Origin of the sequence: Pseudomonas sp. B10(2017) (assembly GCF_002113295.1) — a bacterium.
GTDB lineage: Bacteria > Pseudomonadota > Gammaproteobacteria > Pseudomonadales > Pseudomonadaceae > Aquipseudomonas > Aquipseudomonas pudica.
In genome coordinates this window covers 77,383-93,440 of the sequence record NZ_NEJU01000022.1, presented here as the reverse complement: position 1 = coordinate 93,440, position 16,058 = coordinate 77,383, and the positions used below count along the sequence as shown (strand labels likewise).

Here is a 16,058-nt window from a genome sequence, read left to right as displayed (position 1 = left end):
GGTTCAGCTGAATGTCCTGGAAGAAGCCGGTCTTGAACAGGGAACGGGTCGACTCCACCAGTCGGCGGTCATCGGCCTGGTCGCCGACGTTCAGCGGCAAGGCACCGAAGACACTGCCGGCGGAAACCCGCTGCAGGCCGTTGACGCGGATATCGGAGATGGTGAAGGACTCGGCGTGAACTTCAGCGATCATCAGTGCGGACATGACCGCAGTTAGCAGCAGACGTTTCATGAAGTCCTTTTATTCCAACTGGCAATAAACAGCCCGCCGCGACAAGACGGCAGGTTTCGCAATTGAGCGAAGCTTTATAGTCGACCCAGATCGTTGATCAGAGCGAGCAACATCACCCCTATGACCAAACTGATACCGATCTGGACCCCCCAACCTTGCACCCGATCCGACAGAGGACGACCGCGCGCCCACTCGACCAGGTAAAACAGCAAATGCCCCCCATCCAGAACCGGGATGGGCAGCAGGTTAAGAACCCCCAGGCTTATGCTCAGGTAGGCCAGGAAATTCAGGAAATCCCCCACGCCGGACTGGGCTGAAGCGCCCGCCACTTTAGCAATGGTTATCGGTCCGCTCAAGTTTTTTACCGAGAGCTCCCCGAACAGCATTTTCTTCAGCGATTCAAGGGTCAGGACGCTCATGTTCCAGGTACGTGACAAGCCCTCCCCCACTGCATCCAGCGGGCCGTAGCTGACTTCGCGGAGCATGTTGGCAGGCCATTCGCCACCCTTTACCCCTGCGCCAAGATAGCCGCCAGCCGCCTTGCCCTCGCCCTTGCGCGCCAGGGTGACCGGGACGTCCAGCGCAGTACCGTCGCGCTCGACCCGCACCACTACCTTGGCTTGCGGTCGAGCCCGCACAGCATCGACCACCTGCTGCCATTCGCCCACTGCTACACCATCGAGGGCCAGCAGCTTGTCACCGGTTTTCAGGCCCGCAGCGGCAGCTGGCCCCTTGGGATCGATCTCTGCCAACACCGGCACAATGGCCGGGCGCCAAGGGTGCAGCCCAAGGGATTGGATCGGGTCCGGCTCGTCGGCGCCCTTGAGCCAGCTGTCCAGCTTCACCTGTAGCTGGCGCTCGGCGCTGGCGCCCTCTTCACGCACGCCAACCTGCAGGGTGCCACTCTCGCCCAGACGACGAACCAGCTGCAGGTTGACCGCAGACCAACCATTGGTCGGTTTGCCGTCGATGGAGACGATTTCCTGACCTGCGGTCAGGCCTGCCGATGCTGCCAGGCTGCCAGCATCGACCGCACCGATCACCGGGCGGATTTGCTGGGTACCCAGCATCGCCAGCACCCAGAAGAACAGGATGGCCAGCAGGAAGTTGGCAACCGGGCCCGCCGCGACGATCGCGATGCGCTGGCGCACGGACTTGCGATTGAACGACTGCTCGATCAGCGCCGGCGGCACGTCACCCTCGCGCTCGTCGAGCATCTTGACGTAACCACCCAGCGGGATCGCAGCGATCACGAACTCGGTGCCATGGCGGTCATGCCAGCGCAGCAATGGCGTGCCGAAGCCCACCGAGAAGCGCAGCACCTTGACACCGCAGCGGCGCGCCACCCAGAAGTGGCCGAATTCATGGAAAGTGACCAGTACACCCAAGGCTACGAGGGTGCCGATAATCATGTAGAGCGCTGTCATATCCATCTCCGAATGATGTTCAGCGGGCTGGCATCATGCCCAGCCCCCTCGTGAACCATGGTGGGCCTGCATCAGCGACCGTGACGCCTCAGCCACTCACGGGAAAGCTCCCGGGCACGCTGATCGGCGGCGAACACCGCGTCCAGCGACGGCAGCGGTACGACGGGCTCCTGATCGAGCACCTGTTCGATCATACCCGCGATCTCCGGAAAGCGGATACGCCGCTGGAGAAATGCATCGACCGCAACCTCGTTGGCCGCATTGAGCACGGCCGGTGCGCTGTTGCCAGCCTCGGCAGCCTGCCGCGCAAGGCGCAGGCAAGGGAAGCGCTGCTCGTCGGGCGCCTGGAAATCCAGACGGGCGATGGCGAACAGGTCCAGCGGTGCCACCCCGGAATCGATCCGCTCGGGCCAGGCCAGGGCGTTGGCGATGGGTGTGCGCATGTCCGGGTTACCCAGCTGCGCCAGCACCGAACCGTCGACATAATCCACCAGGGAGTGGATCACGCTCTGCGGGTGCACCACCACCTCGACCCTGGCCGGTGCGGCATCGAACAACCAGCAGGCCTCGATCAGTTCCAGGCCCTTGTTCATCATGCTGGCCGAATCCACTGAAATCTTGCGCCCCATGGACCAGTTGGGGTGCGCACAGGCCTGTTCCGGGGTGACGTCCAGCAGCGCCTCTACAGGCGTCTCGCGGAACGGGCCGCCAGATGCGGTGAGCAGGATCCGGCGCACGCCGACTGCACTCAGGCCGCGCGCGTAGTCGCCGGGCATGCACTGGAAGATCGCATTGTGCTCGCTGTCGATCGGCAGCAGCACGGCGCCACTGCGCCGCACCGCCTCCATGAACAGCGCGCCGGACATGACCAGCGCCTCCTTGTTGGCCAGCAACACCTTCTTGCCCGCCTCGACCGCCGCCAGGGTGGGGCGCAGGCCAGCGGCGCCGACGATGGCCGCCATCACCGCGTCCACTTCCGACGCAGCCGCCACCTGACACAACCCGGCCTCGCCTTCCAGCACCTCGGTGACGCACCCCGCCGCAGCCAGGCTGTCGCGCAGTCGCGCGGCCGCCTCGGCGCTCGGCACCACGGCGAATGCCGGGCGGTGGCGCACGCACAGGGCCTGCAATTCGTCGATACGCGAATAGCCACTCAGGGCGAACACCTGGTAACGGTCGGGATGGCGCGCGATGACATCCAGCGTGCTCAGGCCGATGGAGCCGGTGGCCCCGAGCACGGTAATACGCTGCGGACGGCTCACATCACACCCCATTCGGCGGCCCACAGCAGCACGGCGAAAACCGGGATCGCCGCGGTCAGGCTGTCGATGCGGTCGAGCACCCCACCATGGCCAGGCAGCAGGTTGCTGCTGTCCTTGATGCCCGAACGGCGCTTGAACATGCTTTCGGTCAGGTCACCGACCACCGAAGACATGACCACCAGCGCGGCACTCAGCAGGCCCAGCAGAATCTGCCCGAAGCCCCAGTCGCGGCTGATACCGACCACCAGGGTGATCACCAGACTGACCGCCAGGCCGCCATACACGCCTTCCCAGCTCTTGCCGGGGCTGACCTGAGGCGCCAGCTTGCGCTTGCCGAAGGCACGGCCGGAGAAGTACGCGCCAATATCGGCAGCCCACACCAACACCATGACCGACAGGATCAGCCAGTTACCCAGCGGCCAGTGCTTGAGCAGCACCAGCCCCTGCCAGGCCGGCAGCAATACCAGCAGGCCGATCAGCAACCGACAGGCGGCACTGGCCCAAAGTTCACTGCTGCGCGGATAGGTCAGCACCAGCCAGGTGGCCAACCCCCACCAGATCACCGCGGCGCCCAGCACCCAGGGCGCCAGCTCCGGAAGGATGTACAGCAGCATCAGCGCTCCGGCGACGACCACGGCATAGGCGATGCGCAGCGGTTGGGCCATGAGCCCGGCCAGGCGCGCCCACTCCCAGGCACCGAGGGTCACCACGAAGCCGATGAACAGGGCGAAATCCCCACCGTTGAGCAGGAAGAAGCCACCCAGCGCGATCGGCAGCAGGATCAGCGCGGTAATGATGCGTTGTTTAAGCATTAAGCACGAGCTCCAGCCTCGACCTGCTCGCTGGTCTTACCGAAGCGGCGCTGGCGCGAAGCGAAATCGGCCAGGGCGTTGCGCATGGCCTCGTGTTTGAAGTCCGGCCAGTAGAGGTCGGAGAAGTACAGCTCGGCGTAGGCCAGCTGCCACAACAGGAAGTTGCTGATGCGGTGCTCGCCACCCGTGCGGATGCACAGGTCCGGCAGCGGCAGCTCGCCGGTTGCCAGGCAGGTCTGCAGCAGACCCGGGGTGATGTCTTCCGGGCGCAGGTGCCCGGCTTGCACCTCCCGCGCCAACCGCTGGGCGGCCTGGGCGATGTCCCACTGGCCACCGTAGTTGGCCGCGATCTGCAGGATGAAGCGGTTGTTGCCGGCGGTCAGCGCCTCGGCCTCGCGCATGGCGGCCTGCAGCTCGGGATGGAAACGCGAACGGTCACCGATGATACGCAGGCTGATGTTGTTCTCGTTCAGGCGCTTGGCCTCGCGGCGCAGGGCCGAGAAGAACAGCTCCATCAACGCACCGACCTCTTCGGCGGGGCGCTGCCAGTTCTCGCTGGAGAAGGCGAACAGGGTCAGTACCTCGACCCCGGACTCGGCACAGACTTCGATGACCGCGCGAACGGCGTCGACACCCGCCTTGTGCCCGGCAACGCCGGGCAACAGGCGCTTTTTCGCCCAGCGGTTGTTGCCATCCATGATGATCGCGACATGACGCGGCACCGAGGACGGCGCCGCTGGCTTGGTCTTTTCCATTAAAAAACCCCGGCCTTAGACGGCCATCAGGTCCTTTTCCTTGGCTTTGAAGGCAGCATCGACTTCGGCAACGTACTTGTCGGTCAGCTTCTGGATCTCGTCAGCGGCACGACGCTCTTCGTCTTCGCTGATTTCCTTGTCCTTGGTCAGTTTCTTAAGGTCGGCCAGGGCGTCACGGCGCACGTTGCGCACGGCTACCTTGGCATCCTCGGCAACGCCGCTGGCCTGCTTGGTGTAGCCCTTGCGGGTTTCCTCGGTCAGGGCCGGCATCGGCACACGGATGGTGGTACCGGCGCTGGACGGGTTCAGGCCCAGGTCGGAGGTGAGGATGGCCTTCTCGATGGCAGCGCTGAGGTTCTTGTCGTGGGCGACGATCTTCAGGGTGCGGGCATCTTCGACGGTGATCGCGGCCACCTGGTTCAGCGGCATCTCGCTACCCCAGGCCGGGACCTTGACGCTGTCCAGAATGCTCGGGTGGGCGCGACCGGTGCGGATTGCCGCCAGGTTGCGGGCCAGGGCCTCGAGGGACTTGGTCATGCGCTCCTGCGCGTCTTTCTTGATGTCGTTGATCATGCTTGGCCTTCCTCGATCAGAGTACCTTCAGCGCCACCCACCACGATGTTCAGCAGGGCGCCAGGCTTGTTCATGTTGAATACCCGCAATGGCATCTTGTGGTCACGGCACAGGCAGATTGCGGTCAGGTCCATCACACCCAGCTTGCGATCCAGGACCTCGTCGTAGGTCAGGTGATCGAACTTCTCGGCATGCGGGTCCTTGAATGGATCGGCAGTGTACACACCATCGACCTTGGTCGCCTTCAGCACCACATCGGCATCGATTTCGATAGCGCGCAGACAGGCCGCGGAGTCGGTGGTGAAGAATGGGTTGCCGGTACCGGCGGAGAAAATTACCACATCCCCGGAGTTGAGGTGGCGAATAGCTTTGCGACGATCGTAATGATCGGTGACACCGACCATGGAAATGGCCGACATGACCAGGGCCGGGATGTTCGAACGCTCCAGCGCGTCGCGCATGGCCAGGCCGTTCATCACGGTGGCCAGCATGCCCATGTGGTCACCGGTGACGCGGTCCATGCCGGCTGCGCTGAGCGCGGCGCCGCGGAACAGGTTGCCACCACCGATCACCAGGCCGACCTGGACACCGATCCCTACCAGCTGGCCAACTTCCAGGGCCATGCGATCCAGCACTTTCGGGTCGATCCCGAAGTCTTCCGAGCCCATCAGGGCCTCGCCGCTAAGTTTGAGCAAAATGCGTTTATAGCGAGGTTGGCGACCACTCACCTGCTGAGCCATTGCGAGTCTCTCCTGCGGCGTACTTTTAGAAAATTCGTGCGGGCTGTTTGCAGCCTGCTAACTGTAGCGTGGCACCGTCTTGGTGCCAGCGGCGGCAGGTTTTATAAACCCTTCGCCGTTTTGACAAAGAGGCTGCGCGCGTGAGCGGGCAGCCTCTTCGGGGCGACAGACGGGGCTGTCTTACTGCTTGGCAGCAGCTACCTGAGCGGCAACTTCAGCAGCGAAGTCGTCGACTGGCTTCTCGATGCCTTCACCGACCTTGAAGTAGGTGAAGGAAACGATTTCAGCACCGGCTTTCTTGGCCAGCTCGCCAACCTTGACTTCCGGGTTCATGACGAAGGCTTGCTCTTTCAGCGAGGCTTCGGCCTTGAACTTGGTGATACGACCGTTGATCATGTTCTCAACGATGTTTTCCGGCTTGCCAGCGATCTTGTCGGCGTTCAGCTGCAGGAAGACGTTCTTCTCGCGCTCGATGGCTTCAGCAGAGATTTCCGACGAATCCAGGAACTCAGGGTTCGAAGCCGCAACGTGCATGGCGATGTTCTTCGCCAGCTCGATGTCGCCGCCTTTCAGGACAACGGCAGCGCCGATCTTGTTGCCGTGCAGGTAGGCACCGACAACGTCACCTTCGACGCGCACCAGGCGACGGATGTTGACGTTCTCGCCGCACTTGGCAACCAGGGCTTCACGAGCAGCTTCACGCGATGCGATCAGCGGGGCAGCGTCGGTCAGCTTCTGGGCGAAGGCTTCTTCGATGCTGTCGGCAACGAAGTTCTTGAAGTCGTCTTGCAGGGCCAGGAAGTCGGTCTGCGAGTTCACTTCCAGCAGGACGGCGGATTTACCGTCGGTCTTGACGGCGATAGCGCCTTCAGCAGCGACGTTGCCAGCCTTTTTGGCGGCCTTGATGGCGCCCGAGGCACGCATGTCGTCAATGGCTTTTTCGATGTCGCCGCCGGCCTTTTCCAGGGCCTTCTTGCAATCCATCATGCCTTCGCCGGTACGCTCGCGCAGTTCTTTGACCAGCGCTGCAGTAATTGCTGCCATTTCAAAATCCTCTTGGAAAGTTTTTCAACCATTCCACCCGCTCGTCACGGGCGTTCAATTCTGCAAATCCGCTGTATTTATCTCAGCGAGCCCATGATGCGGGGCCGATGCTGACAGCAGGATTTCAAGGTGGCAAAAAGGGGGCAGAGCCCCCTTTTTGCGTGCCAAGTCGACGCTAGCGTCTAATTACTCGGCAGCAGGTGCAGCCGCTTCTTCAGCGTAAACTTCGGTGCCGCCGGCAACGTTGTTACGGCCGCGGATGACTGCGTCAGCCATCGAAGTCATGTACAGCTCGATAGCGCGGATGGCGTCATCGTTACCTGGGATGATGTAGTCAACACCTTCCGGGCTGCTGTTGGTATCGACAACGCCGATAACCGGGATGCCCAGCTTGTTGGCTTCGGTGATCGCGATGCGCTCGTGATCAACGTCGATAACGAACAGTGCGTCTGGCAGACCGCCCATGTCCTTGATGCCGCCCAGGCTGCGATCCAGTTTTTCCAGGTCGCGGGAGCGCATCAGGGCTTCTTTCTTGGTCAGCTTGGCGAAAGTGCCGTCTTCGGCCTGGGTTTCCAGGTCGCGCAGACGCTTGATCGAAGCGCGGATGGTCTTGTAGTTGGTCAGCATGCCGCCCAACCAACGGTGGTCAACGTACGGCGAACCGCAACGAGCAGCTTGCTCGGCGACGATCTTGCCGGCGGAACGCTTGGTGCCGACGAACAGGATCTTGTTCTTGCCCTGAGCCAGGCGCTCTACGAACGCCAGAGCGTCGTTGAACATCGGCAGGGTTTTTTCCAGGTTGACGATGTGGATCTTGTTACGCGCGCCGAAAATGTACTTGCCCATTTTCGGGTTCCAGTAACGGGTCTGGTGGCCGAAGTGCACACCGGCCTTCAGCATATCGCGCATGTTGACTTGGGACATGATAGTTCCTTGATAAGTCGGGTTGGGCCTCCACGTATCCCAATGACCAACCCGCGAATTCTGCAACTCGGGGCACCCAGGTCATCGTGTCGACACGTGTGTGGGTTAAGTGCTGACGGGGTCGTCCCCGAAAGCGGCGCATTTTATACCACAGACCGCGGCCGAACGGAACCCGAATGCTGTTGCGTCCGTCAGCGGCTTTTGCAGCACCCCGGCTTTCGCGCCAGAATGCCAGTTCATGGATGGCAGCTTTCAGGGCAGTTGGGGCCGCTGCGCGCCCCATCGCCGGCAAGCCAGCTCCCACAAGCGTAATACGATTCCTGTGGGAGCTGGCTTGCCGGCGATGGACTGCGCAGCAGTCCCAATTCTCCATCCGTATGCCGACCGATCGGCGCCCTGCTCTGCTAGAATCCGGCCTTTCCCGTTTGTTCGCGCCGTGCACGGCGCTGTAGAGAGCCTGTAATGACCGTCACCATCAAGACCGCAGAAGACATCGAGAAGATGCGCATCGCCGGCCGCCTGGCCGCCGAGGTGCTGGAAATGATCGAGGAACACGTCAAGCCCGGTGTCACCACCGAAGAGCTGGACCGCCTCTGCCACGACTACATCGTCAACGTCCAGCAGGCCATCCCGGCGCCGCTCAACTACAAGGGCTACCCGAAGTCGATCTGCACCTCGATCAACCATGTGGTCTGCCACGGCATCCCCAACGACAAGCCACTCAAGGACGGTGACACGCTGAACATCGACGTCACCGTGATCAAGGACGGCTACCACGGCGACACCAGCCGCATGTTCCACGTCGGCACCGTGCCGGTATGGGCGGAGCGCCTGTCCAAGGTCACCCAGGAGTGCATGTACAAGGCCATCGAACTGGTCAAGCCGGGCTGCCGCCTGGGCGACATCGGCGAAGTGATCCAGAAGCACGCTGAAAAGAACGGCTTCTCGGTAGTGCGCGAGTTCTGCGGCCACGGCATCGGCAAGGTGTTCCACGAGGAGCCGCAGATCCTGCACTACGGCCGCGCCGGCACTGGCATGGAGCTGAAGGAAGGCATGACCTTCACCATCGAGCCGATGATCAACCAGGGCAAGGCCGACACCAAGGTGCTGGGCGACGGCTGGACCGCCATCACCAAGGACCGCAAGCTCTCGGCACAGTGGGAGCACACCCTGGTAGTGACTGCGACCGGCTACGAGATCTTCACCCTGCGCAAGGACGACACCATCCCGCGCACCTCGGCCTGACCGCACTCCGACAGGCCACCCCCACGACAGGAACGTGACGCGATGCCCCAGGTGGATCCCGAGCTGTTCGACCGCGGCCAGTTCCAGGCGGAACTGGCCCTCAAGGCGAGCCCCATCGCCGCCTTCAAGAAAGCCATCCGCCAGGCCGGCGAGGTGCTCGACAAGCGTTTCCGCAGTGGCAGCGACATCCGCCCACTGATCGAGGCCCGCGCCTGGCTCGTCGACAACATCCTGCAACAGGCCTGGAACCAGTTCGACTGGGGCGACCAGAGCGGTATCGCCCTGGTCGCGGTGGGTGGCTACGGCCGCGGTGAGCTGCACCCGCATTCGGACATCGACCTGCTGATCCTGCTGGGTGCTGCCGAACACGAGCAGTACCGCGACGCCATCGAGCGTTTTCTCACCCTGCTGTGGGACATCGGCCTGGAAGTTGGCCAGAGCGTGCGTACCGTCGACGAGTGCGCCGAGCAGGCCCGCGCCGACCTGACGGTCATCACCAACCTGATGGAAAGCCGCACCGTTGCAGGCCCCGAAGCCCTGCGCCAGCGCATGCTGGAGGTGACCAGCACTGCGCACATGTGGCCGAGCAAGGACTTCTTCCTGGCCAAGCGGGCCGAACTCAAGGCCCGTCACCACAAGTACAACGACACTGAGTACAACCTCGAACCCAATGTGAAAGGCTCGCCAGGTGGCCTGCGGGACATCCAGACGGTGCTGTGGGTGGCCCGGCGCCAGTACGGCACCCTCAACCTGCACGCGCTGGCCGGCGAAGGTTTCCTGCTGGAAAGCGAGAACGAGCTGCTGGCCTCGTCCCAGGACTTCCTGTGGAAGGTGCGCTACGCCTTGCACATGCTGGCCGGGCGCGCCGAGGACCGCCTGCTGTTCGACCACCAGCGCAGCATCGCCGCACTGCTGGGCTACAGCGACGACAACCCCAAGCGGGCGATCGAGCAGTTCATGCAGCAGTACTACCGGGTGGTGATGAGCATCAGCCAGCTGTGCGACCTGATCATCCAGCACTTCGAGGAGGTCATCCTCGCCGATGACGACAGCGGCACCACCCAGCCGCTGAATGCGCGCTTCCGCCTGCATGACGGTTATATAGAAGCGGCCAGGCCGAACGTGTTCAAACGCACGCCGTTCGCCATGCTGGAAATCTTCGTGCTGATGGCCCAGCACCCCGAGATCAAGGGCGTACGCGCCGATACCGTGCGGCTGCTGCGCGAACACAGGCACCTGATCGACGATACCTTCCGCACCGATATCCGCAACACCAGCCTGTTCATCGAGCTGTTCAAGTGCGAAATCGGCATCCACCGCAACCTGCGGCGGATGAACCGCTACGGCATCCTTGGACGCTACCTGCCGGAGTTCGGCCTGATCGTCGGGCAGATGCAGCACGACCTGTTCCACATCTATACGGTCGATGCGCACACCCTCAACCTCATCAAGCACCTGCGCAAGCTGCAATACACGCCGGTGTCCGAGAAATTCCCGCTGGCCAGCAAGCTCATGGGCCGCCTGCCCAAGCCCGAGCTGATCTACCTGGCCGGCCTGTACCACGACATCGGCAAGGGCCGCCAGGGCGACCATTCCGAGCTGGGTGCGGTGGATGCGAAGAAGTTCTGCGAACGCCACCAGTTGCCCGCCTGGGACAGCCGACTGATCGTCTGGCTGGTGCAGAACCACCTGGTGATGTCGACCACCGCCCAGCGCAAAGACCTGTCCGACCCTCAGGTGATCAACGATTTTGCCCTGCACGTGGGTGACGAGACGCGCCTGGACTACCTGTACGTGCTGACCGTGGCCGATATCAACGCAACCAACCCCAGCCTGTGGAACTCGTGGCGGGCCAGCCTGCTGCGCCAGTTGTACACCGAGACCAAGCGCGCCCTGCGCCGTGGCCTGGAAAACCCGCTGGACCGCGAGGAGCAGATTCGCCAGACCCAAACGGCGGCGCTGGATATCCTGGTGCGCGAAGGCACCGATCCGGACGACGTCGAGCAGCTGTGGTCGCAGCTGGGCGATGACTACTTCCTCAAGCACACCGCCGCCGATGTGGCCTGGCACAGTGACGCGATCCTCCAGCAGCCGGCCGATGGCGGGCCGCTGGTGCTGATCAAGGAAACCACCCAGCGCGAGTTCGAGGGTGGCACGCAGATCTTCATCTATGCCCCCGACCAGCACGACTTCTTCGCCGTGACGGTGGCGGCCATGTCGCAGCTGAACCTGAACATTCATGACGCGCGGATCATCACCTCGAGCAGCCAGTTCACCCTCGACACCTACATCGTGCTGGACAACGACGGCGGCTCGATCGGCGACAACCCGCAGCGGGTCAAGCAGATCCGCGACGGCCTGACCGAAGCGCTGCGCAACCCCGAGGACTACCCGACCATCATCCAGCGCCGGGTACCGCGCCAGCTCAAGCACTTCGACTTCCCGCCACAGGTGACCATCCTCAACGATGCCCAGCGTCCGGTGACCATCCTCGAAATCACCGCGCCCGACCGCCCAGGCCTGCTGGCCCGGCTGGGGCGCATCTTCCTGGAGTTCGACCTGTCGCTGCAGAACGCCAAGATCGCCACCCTTGGCGAGCGGGTGGAAGACGTTTTCTTCATCACCGATGCCGACAACCAGCCGCTGTCCGACCCACAGCAGTGCAGCCGACTGCAGGAGGCCATCGTCCAGCAGTTGCAGGCCGGCCAGGCCAGCGATGCCAGCCCTACCCGCGTGACCTTTTAACGATTAGACGATTGACGAGACCTTGCGCCGATGAACCATGCCTTGACCCAGCTTCAGCCCTACCCGTTCGAAAAACTCCGCGCCCTGCTGGGCAGCGTTGCGCCTGCGGCGGACAAGCGCGCCATCGCCCTGTCGATCGGTGAGCCGAAGCACGAATCGCCGGCGTTCGTCGCCCAGGCCATGGCCGACAACCTCGACAAGCTGGCAGTGTACCCAAGCACCATCGGCCTGCCGGCCCTGCGCCAGGCCATCGGCCAGTGGTGCGAGCGGCGCTTCGGCGTACCGGCCGGCTGGCTGGATGCCGACCGCCACATCCTGCCGGTCAACGGCACCCGTGAAGCACTGTTCGCCTTCACCCAGGCCGTGGTCAACCGCGCCGATGACGGCCTGGTGGTCAGCCCCAACCCGTTCTACCAGATCTACGAAGGCGCAGCGCTGCTGGCCGGTGCTACCCCGCACTACCTGCCGTGCCTGGAGAGCAACGGGTTCAACCCCGACTTCGACGCCGTGCCGGCTGAAGTGTGGAAGCGTTGCCAGATCCTGTTCCTGTGTTCGCCGGGCAACCCCACCGGCGCACTGGTGCCGATGGGCACCCTGAAGAAGCTGATTGCCCTGGCCGACGAACACGACTTCGTGATTGCCGCCGACGAATGCTACAGCGAGCTGTACTTCGACGAGGATGCCCCGCCACCAGGCCTGCTGACTGCCTGTGTGGAACTGGGCCGCAGCGACTTCAAGCGCTGCGTGGTATTCCACAGCCTGTCCAAGCGCTCCAACCTGCCGGGCCTGCGCTCGGGCTTCGTCGCCGGTGACGCCGAGATCATCAAGCCGTTCCTGCTGTACCGTACCTACCACGGCTGCGCCATGCCGGTACAAACCCAGCTGGCCAGCATCGCTGCCTGGCAGGACGAGACGCATGTGCGCGAGAACCGCGACCAGTACCGCGCCAAGTACGATGCCGTGCTGGATATCCTGCAACCGGTGCTGGATGTGCAGCGGCCGGATGGCAGCTTCTACCTGTGGGCCAAGGTGCCAGGCGACGATGCCGAGTTCACCCGCGACCTGTTCGAAGCCCAGCATGTAACGGTGGTGCCGGGGTCGTACCTGTCGCGCGAAGTGGATGGCGTGAACCCGGGCGCCGGGCGTGTGCGCATGGCACTGGTTGCGCCGCTGGCCGAGTGCATCGAGGCGGCAGAGCGGATTCGCGCATTCCTGCAGAACCGCTGACCGCCCATTCGCGGGCATGCCCGCTCCCACACATACAGCACGAGCCGAGAAAGCGGTGCAGTACCTGTGGGAGCGGGCAAGCCCGCGAAGGGCCGCATAGCGGCCCCCTGCAATCTACTTGACTGCCCCCAGGTTCGCTTCACTCATATCCAGCTCACCCAGCACCTGCCGCACCACTTCATCCCCCACCAGGTGCTGGCGATGCAACTCATACAGCTCCAGCCGCTGCGCCCGCAGCGCCCGCAAGCGCAAACGCCGCTCCAGCAGGTCCATCTGCTCGGCCAGCGCCTTGGCTTCGGCGCTGTCGTTGTAGCTGTCCAGCTCATCGCGGTATTCCGCCATCAAGCGCGCCTTCAACTCGGTCGCCAGGGTCGCCTGCGCGGCATCCTGCGGCGCATTGCTGTCGATCACTTCCTCTGCCTCCAGCGCATGGATCGCCGCCTCGGCCGTACGTCGCCAGGCCTCCTGCACTTCCTGGTGCAAGCGCTCGTCCGGGCTCTTGGTCACCCCGCGCAGCAACAGTGGCAGCGCGATACAGGCACTGATCAACGACAGCAGGATCACCCCGGCCGCAATGAAGATCAGCAGGTCACGCTCCGGGAAGGCCTTGCCTGCACCCATCAACAACGGGATCGACATCACGCCGGCCAGAGTGACCGCACCGCGCACCCCACCCAGGGTCAGCAACCAGCAAGAGCGCGCCGTGGGCATCAGCACCAGCGCCGGCTTACCGCGCCAGCGGCGTACCACGCCGATCGAGCGCCAGATGCTCTGGACCCAGATGAACCGCAGCAAGATCAGCGCCACAAAGATCGCCACCACGTCCAGGCAGCGCCAGGCCAGGGTCGGCCAGACGGTGGGTTCATGGCTGACCACGGCCTTGATGATATCCGGCAGTTGCAGGCCCAGTAGCAGGAAGATCAGGCCGTTGAAGGCGAACTCCAGCAGCGACCACACGCTGCGGTTGAGCAGACGGGTGCTGGTCTGCCGTGGCAGCAGGTCGAGCCAGCTCTGCATCATGCCGGCCGCCACCGCCGAAAGGATGCCCGACACGCCCAGGCGCTCGGCCAGCACGTAGGCGGCGAACGGCAGCAGCAACATGAACACCACGTGGGTGGCCGGGTCGTCCCAGCCGCGGGCAATCATCCAGGCACGCAGGCGGCCGATCAGCCAGCTCAGGGCCACGCCCACCGCCAGGCCGCCCAGGGCGACCAGTACGAAGCTGAAGCTTGCGTCGGTCAACGAGAACACCCCGGTGATCGCCGCCGCCAGGGCAAACTTGAAGGTCACCAGGCCCGAGGCATCGTTCATCAGGGCCTCGCCCTGGAGCATGTGCATCAGCGGGGTGGGCAGGCGGTCCTGGGTAATGGCCGAAACCGCCACGGCGTCGGTTGGCGACAATACTGCGGCCAGGGCGAAGGCCACGGGCAGCGGGATGCTCGGCAGCAGCCAGTGAATGAAGTAACCCGCCCCGACCACGGTAAACAGCACGAGACCCACGGCCAGCGCCACCACCGGCCCACGAATGCGCCACAACTCGCGCTTGGGAATACGCCAGCCGTCGGCGAACAGCAACGGCGGCAGGAACAGGAACAGGAACAGCTCGGGGTCGAGTGCCACATGCAGGCCCAGTGTCGGCCACGCAAGCAAGGCGCCGGCGGCGATCTGTACCAACGGCAAGGGCAGCGGAATCATGCGGCCGACCAGCTTCGACACGCTGACCAGCGTCAGCAGGATGAGGACGGTGTAGGCGGACTGCATCCGGGAAAGCTTCCTTTGTGAACCAGAAACGACAACAGGGCGAAACATCGCCATTGAAACAATATGTTAGCGGCGATGGGCGATTCAGGGCCGCTGCACGATAGTCGCAGGTGGCGGATGAATATGTAACATGATGATACCCAGCAATCGTGACTGACGTTGGCGAGCATGTGCGCTAGTCAGGCTTGAACTGCTGGGATCCCGTCGTATAATCAACCTTAACGAATAACGTTAAGCATTCAGCCCCATGATTCGAAGCTTTAGCTGTGCCGACACGGAAGCACTTTTTACTCATGGAAAGACACGGCGTTGGTCAGATATCAAGTCAGTTGCGGAACGCAAACTGGCCATGCTCGATGCCGCAACAGAGCTGCGAGACCTTCGGTCGCCACCTGGCAACCGTCTCGAGGCATTGAGCGGCAACCGTGCAGGCCAGCACAGTATCCGTGTCAATGACCAATGGCGCCTGTGCTTTATCTGGACCGATAACGGGCCGATTAACGTTGAAATTGTCGATTACCACTGAGGTGCATCATGCTCAAGAACGGTATGCGTCCGATTCATCCCGGAGAAGTCCTGCGTGAGGACTTCCAGAAAGAAATGGGTTTCAGCGCCGCGGCACTGGCCCGGGCGCTAGGCGTTGCCACGCCAACCGTCAACAACATCCTGCGTGAACGGGGCGGTGTTTCCGCCGACATGGCGCTGCGCCTGTCCATCTGCCTGGACACCACCCCCGAGTTCTGGCTCAACCTGCAGACCGCCTTCGATCTGCGCACCGCCGAACAGCAACACGGTGATGAGATCATCGGTTCGGTACAGCGCCTGGTCGCTTGAGACATACCTTGATCAGTAAACATGGGCACCACGGGCGTGGCGCCGCGAGGATCGTTCCCGCATAATCCCGCGACTGAAATCGGAAAACGGAGAGGTTGGGGCCGCCTGTGATCCCCAATGCACACAATGACCTACACGCTCTACGGCATAAAAGCCTGTGACACCATGAAAAAGGCACGTACCTGGCTCGAAGACCAGGCCATCGCCTACGAATTCCACGACTACAAGACCCAAGGCATCGACCGTGACAGCCTGAACCGCTGGTGCGACGAACACGGCTGGGAAGTCATCCTCAACCGTGCCGGCACCACCTTCCGCAAGCTGGACGACGCCAGCAAGGCCGACCTCGACCAGGCCAAGGCCGTCGAGCTGATGCTGGCCCAGCCGTCGATGATCAAGCGCCCGGTGCTCGACCTTGGCGCGCGTACCCTGGTCGGCTTCAAGCCCGACCTGTACGCCGCTGCCCTGGCCTGAGCC

At 63.2% G+C, this 16,058-nt stretch carries 15 protein-coding genes and 1 pseudogene; 6 read left to right on the top strand and 10 right to left on the bottom strand.

Features of this window, described 5'->3' with window-relative positions:
• The 9 genes and pseudogenes from CAF92_RS22405 to rpsB all read right to left on the bottom strand — a co-directional run.
• Positions 1-232 (bottom strand): annotated as a pseudogene (locus tag CAF92_RS22405) (outer membrane assembly protein); the annotation flags it as partial.
• Between the two features lie 74 nt (positions 233-306).
• Entirely contained in the window at positions 307-1,659 is a 1,353-nt protein-coding gene (gene rseP / locus CAF92_RS22400; protein WP_046616146.1) for an RIP metalloprotease RseP, read from the bottom strand.
• A gap of 71 nt (positions 1,660-1,730) precedes the next feature.
• On the bottom strand, positions 1,731-2,921 hold the full coding sequence (gene ispC / locus CAF92_RS22395) for a 1-deoxy-D-xylulose-5-phosphate reductoisomerase (RefSeq protein WP_085601971.1): 1,191 nt from the start codon (positions 2,919-2,921) through the stop codon (positions 1,731-1,733).
• Positions 2,918-3,733: a phosphatidate cytidylyltransferase gene (locus CAF92_RS22390; RefSeq protein ID WP_046616141.1), complete on the bottom strand. Its 816-nt coding sequence runs from the start codon at positions 3,731-3,733 to the stop codon at positions 2,918-2,920. Before CAF92_RS22390 ends, ispC begins: the two co-directional genes overlap by 4 nt.
• Positions 3,733-4,488: a polyprenyl diphosphate synthase gene (gene uppS, locus CAF92_RS22385; RefSeq protein ID WP_015269194.1), complete on the bottom strand. Its 756-nt coding sequence runs from the start codon at positions 4,486-4,488 to the stop codon at positions 3,733-3,735. The genes CAF92_RS22390 and uppS overlap by 1 nt, the downstream gene beginning before the upstream one ends.
• 15 nt (positions 4,489-4,503) lie before the next feature.
• Complete coding sequence (frr, locus tag CAF92_RS22380; protein WP_025337974.1) at positions 4,504-5,061, bottom strand: ribosome recycling factor; 558 nt, start codon at positions 5,059-5,061, stop codon at positions 4,504-4,506.
• Entirely contained in the window at positions 5,058-5,801 is a 744-nt protein-coding gene (gene pyrH / locus CAF92_RS22375) for a UMP kinase (protein ID WP_003252294.1), read from the bottom strand. Before pyrH ends, frr begins: the two co-directional genes overlap by 4 nt.
• 180 nt (positions 5,802-5,981) lie before the next feature.
• Positions 5,982-6,845 carry a translation elongation factor Ts gene (gene tsf, locus CAF92_RS22370; protein WP_046616140.1) on the bottom strand — a complete coding sequence of 288 codons (864 nt, stop codon included), beginning with the start codon at positions 6,843-6,845 and terminating at the stop codon, positions 5,982-5,984.
• A gap of 186 nt (positions 6,846-7,031) precedes the next feature.
• Positions 7,032-7,769, bottom strand: coding sequence for a 30S ribosomal protein S2 (gene rpsB / locus CAF92_RS22365; protein ID WP_046616139.1), 738 nt, complete (start codon positions 7,767-7,769; stop codon positions 7,032-7,034).
• Between the two features lie 462 nt (positions 7,770-8,231).
• On the opposite strand from rpsB, the gene map reads away from it, so the two are divergent.
• From map to dapC, 3 genes are read left to right on the top strand one after another with little or no spacing between them, the layout of a single operon-like run.
• Positions 8,232-9,014 (top strand): type I methionyl aminopeptidase, encoded by a 783-nt coding sequence (map, locus tag CAF92_RS22360; protein WP_004375406.1) that lies wholly within the window; start codon positions 8,232-8,234, stop codon positions 9,012-9,014.
• Between the two features lie 42 nt (positions 9,015-9,056).
• Positions 9,057-11,759 carry a [protein-PII] uridylyltransferase gene (locus CAF92_RS22355; RefSeq protein WP_085601970.1) on the top strand — a complete coding sequence of 901 codons (2,703 nt, stop codon included), beginning with the start codon at positions 9,057-9,059 and terminating at the stop codon, positions 11,757-11,759.
• Positions 11,760-11,789: 30 nt separating this feature from the next.
• Positions 11,790-12,986, top strand: coding sequence for a succinyldiaminopimelate transaminase (dapC, locus tag CAF92_RS22350; protein ID WP_085601969.1), 1,197 nt, complete (start codon positions 11,790-11,792; stop codon positions 12,984-12,986).
• Between the two features lie 114 nt (positions 12,987-13,100).
• Here dapC and CAF92_RS22345 read toward each other — a convergent pair whose 3' ends face one another.
• The gene (locus CAF92_RS22345) at positions 13,101-14,747 is read right to left on the bottom strand and encodes a Na+/H+ antiporter (protein ID WP_084785061.1); all 1,647 of its coding nucleotides are present in this window, start codon (positions 14,745-14,747) and stop codon (positions 13,101-13,103) included.
• Between the two features lie 247 nt (positions 14,748-14,994).
• Between CAF92_RS22345 and CAF92_RS22340 the strand changes: the two genes are divergently transcribed.
• From CAF92_RS22340 to CAF92_RS22330, 3 genes are all read left to right on the top strand, one after another.
• Positions 14,995-15,273 carry a type II toxin-antitoxin system RelE/ParE family toxin gene (locus CAF92_RS22340; protein ID WP_082810539.1) on the top strand — a complete coding sequence of 93 codons (279 nt, stop codon included), beginning with the start codon at positions 14,995-14,997 and terminating at the stop codon, positions 15,271-15,273.
• 8 nt (positions 15,274-15,281) lie between these two features.
• On the top strand, positions 15,282-15,581 hold the full coding sequence (gene graA / locus CAF92_RS22335; RefSeq protein WP_004375387.1) for a type II toxin-antitoxin system antitoxin GraA: 300 nt from the start codon (positions 15,282-15,284) through the stop codon (positions 15,579-15,581).
• A 126-nt stretch (positions 15,582-15,707) separates the two neighbouring features.
• On the top strand, positions 15,708-16,055 hold the full coding sequence (locus CAF92_RS22330; protein ID WP_075043977.1) for an ArsC family reductase: 348 nt from the start codon (positions 15,708-15,710) through the stop codon (positions 16,053-16,055).
• The last annotated feature ends 3 nt before the right edge of the window (positions 16,056-16,058 follow it).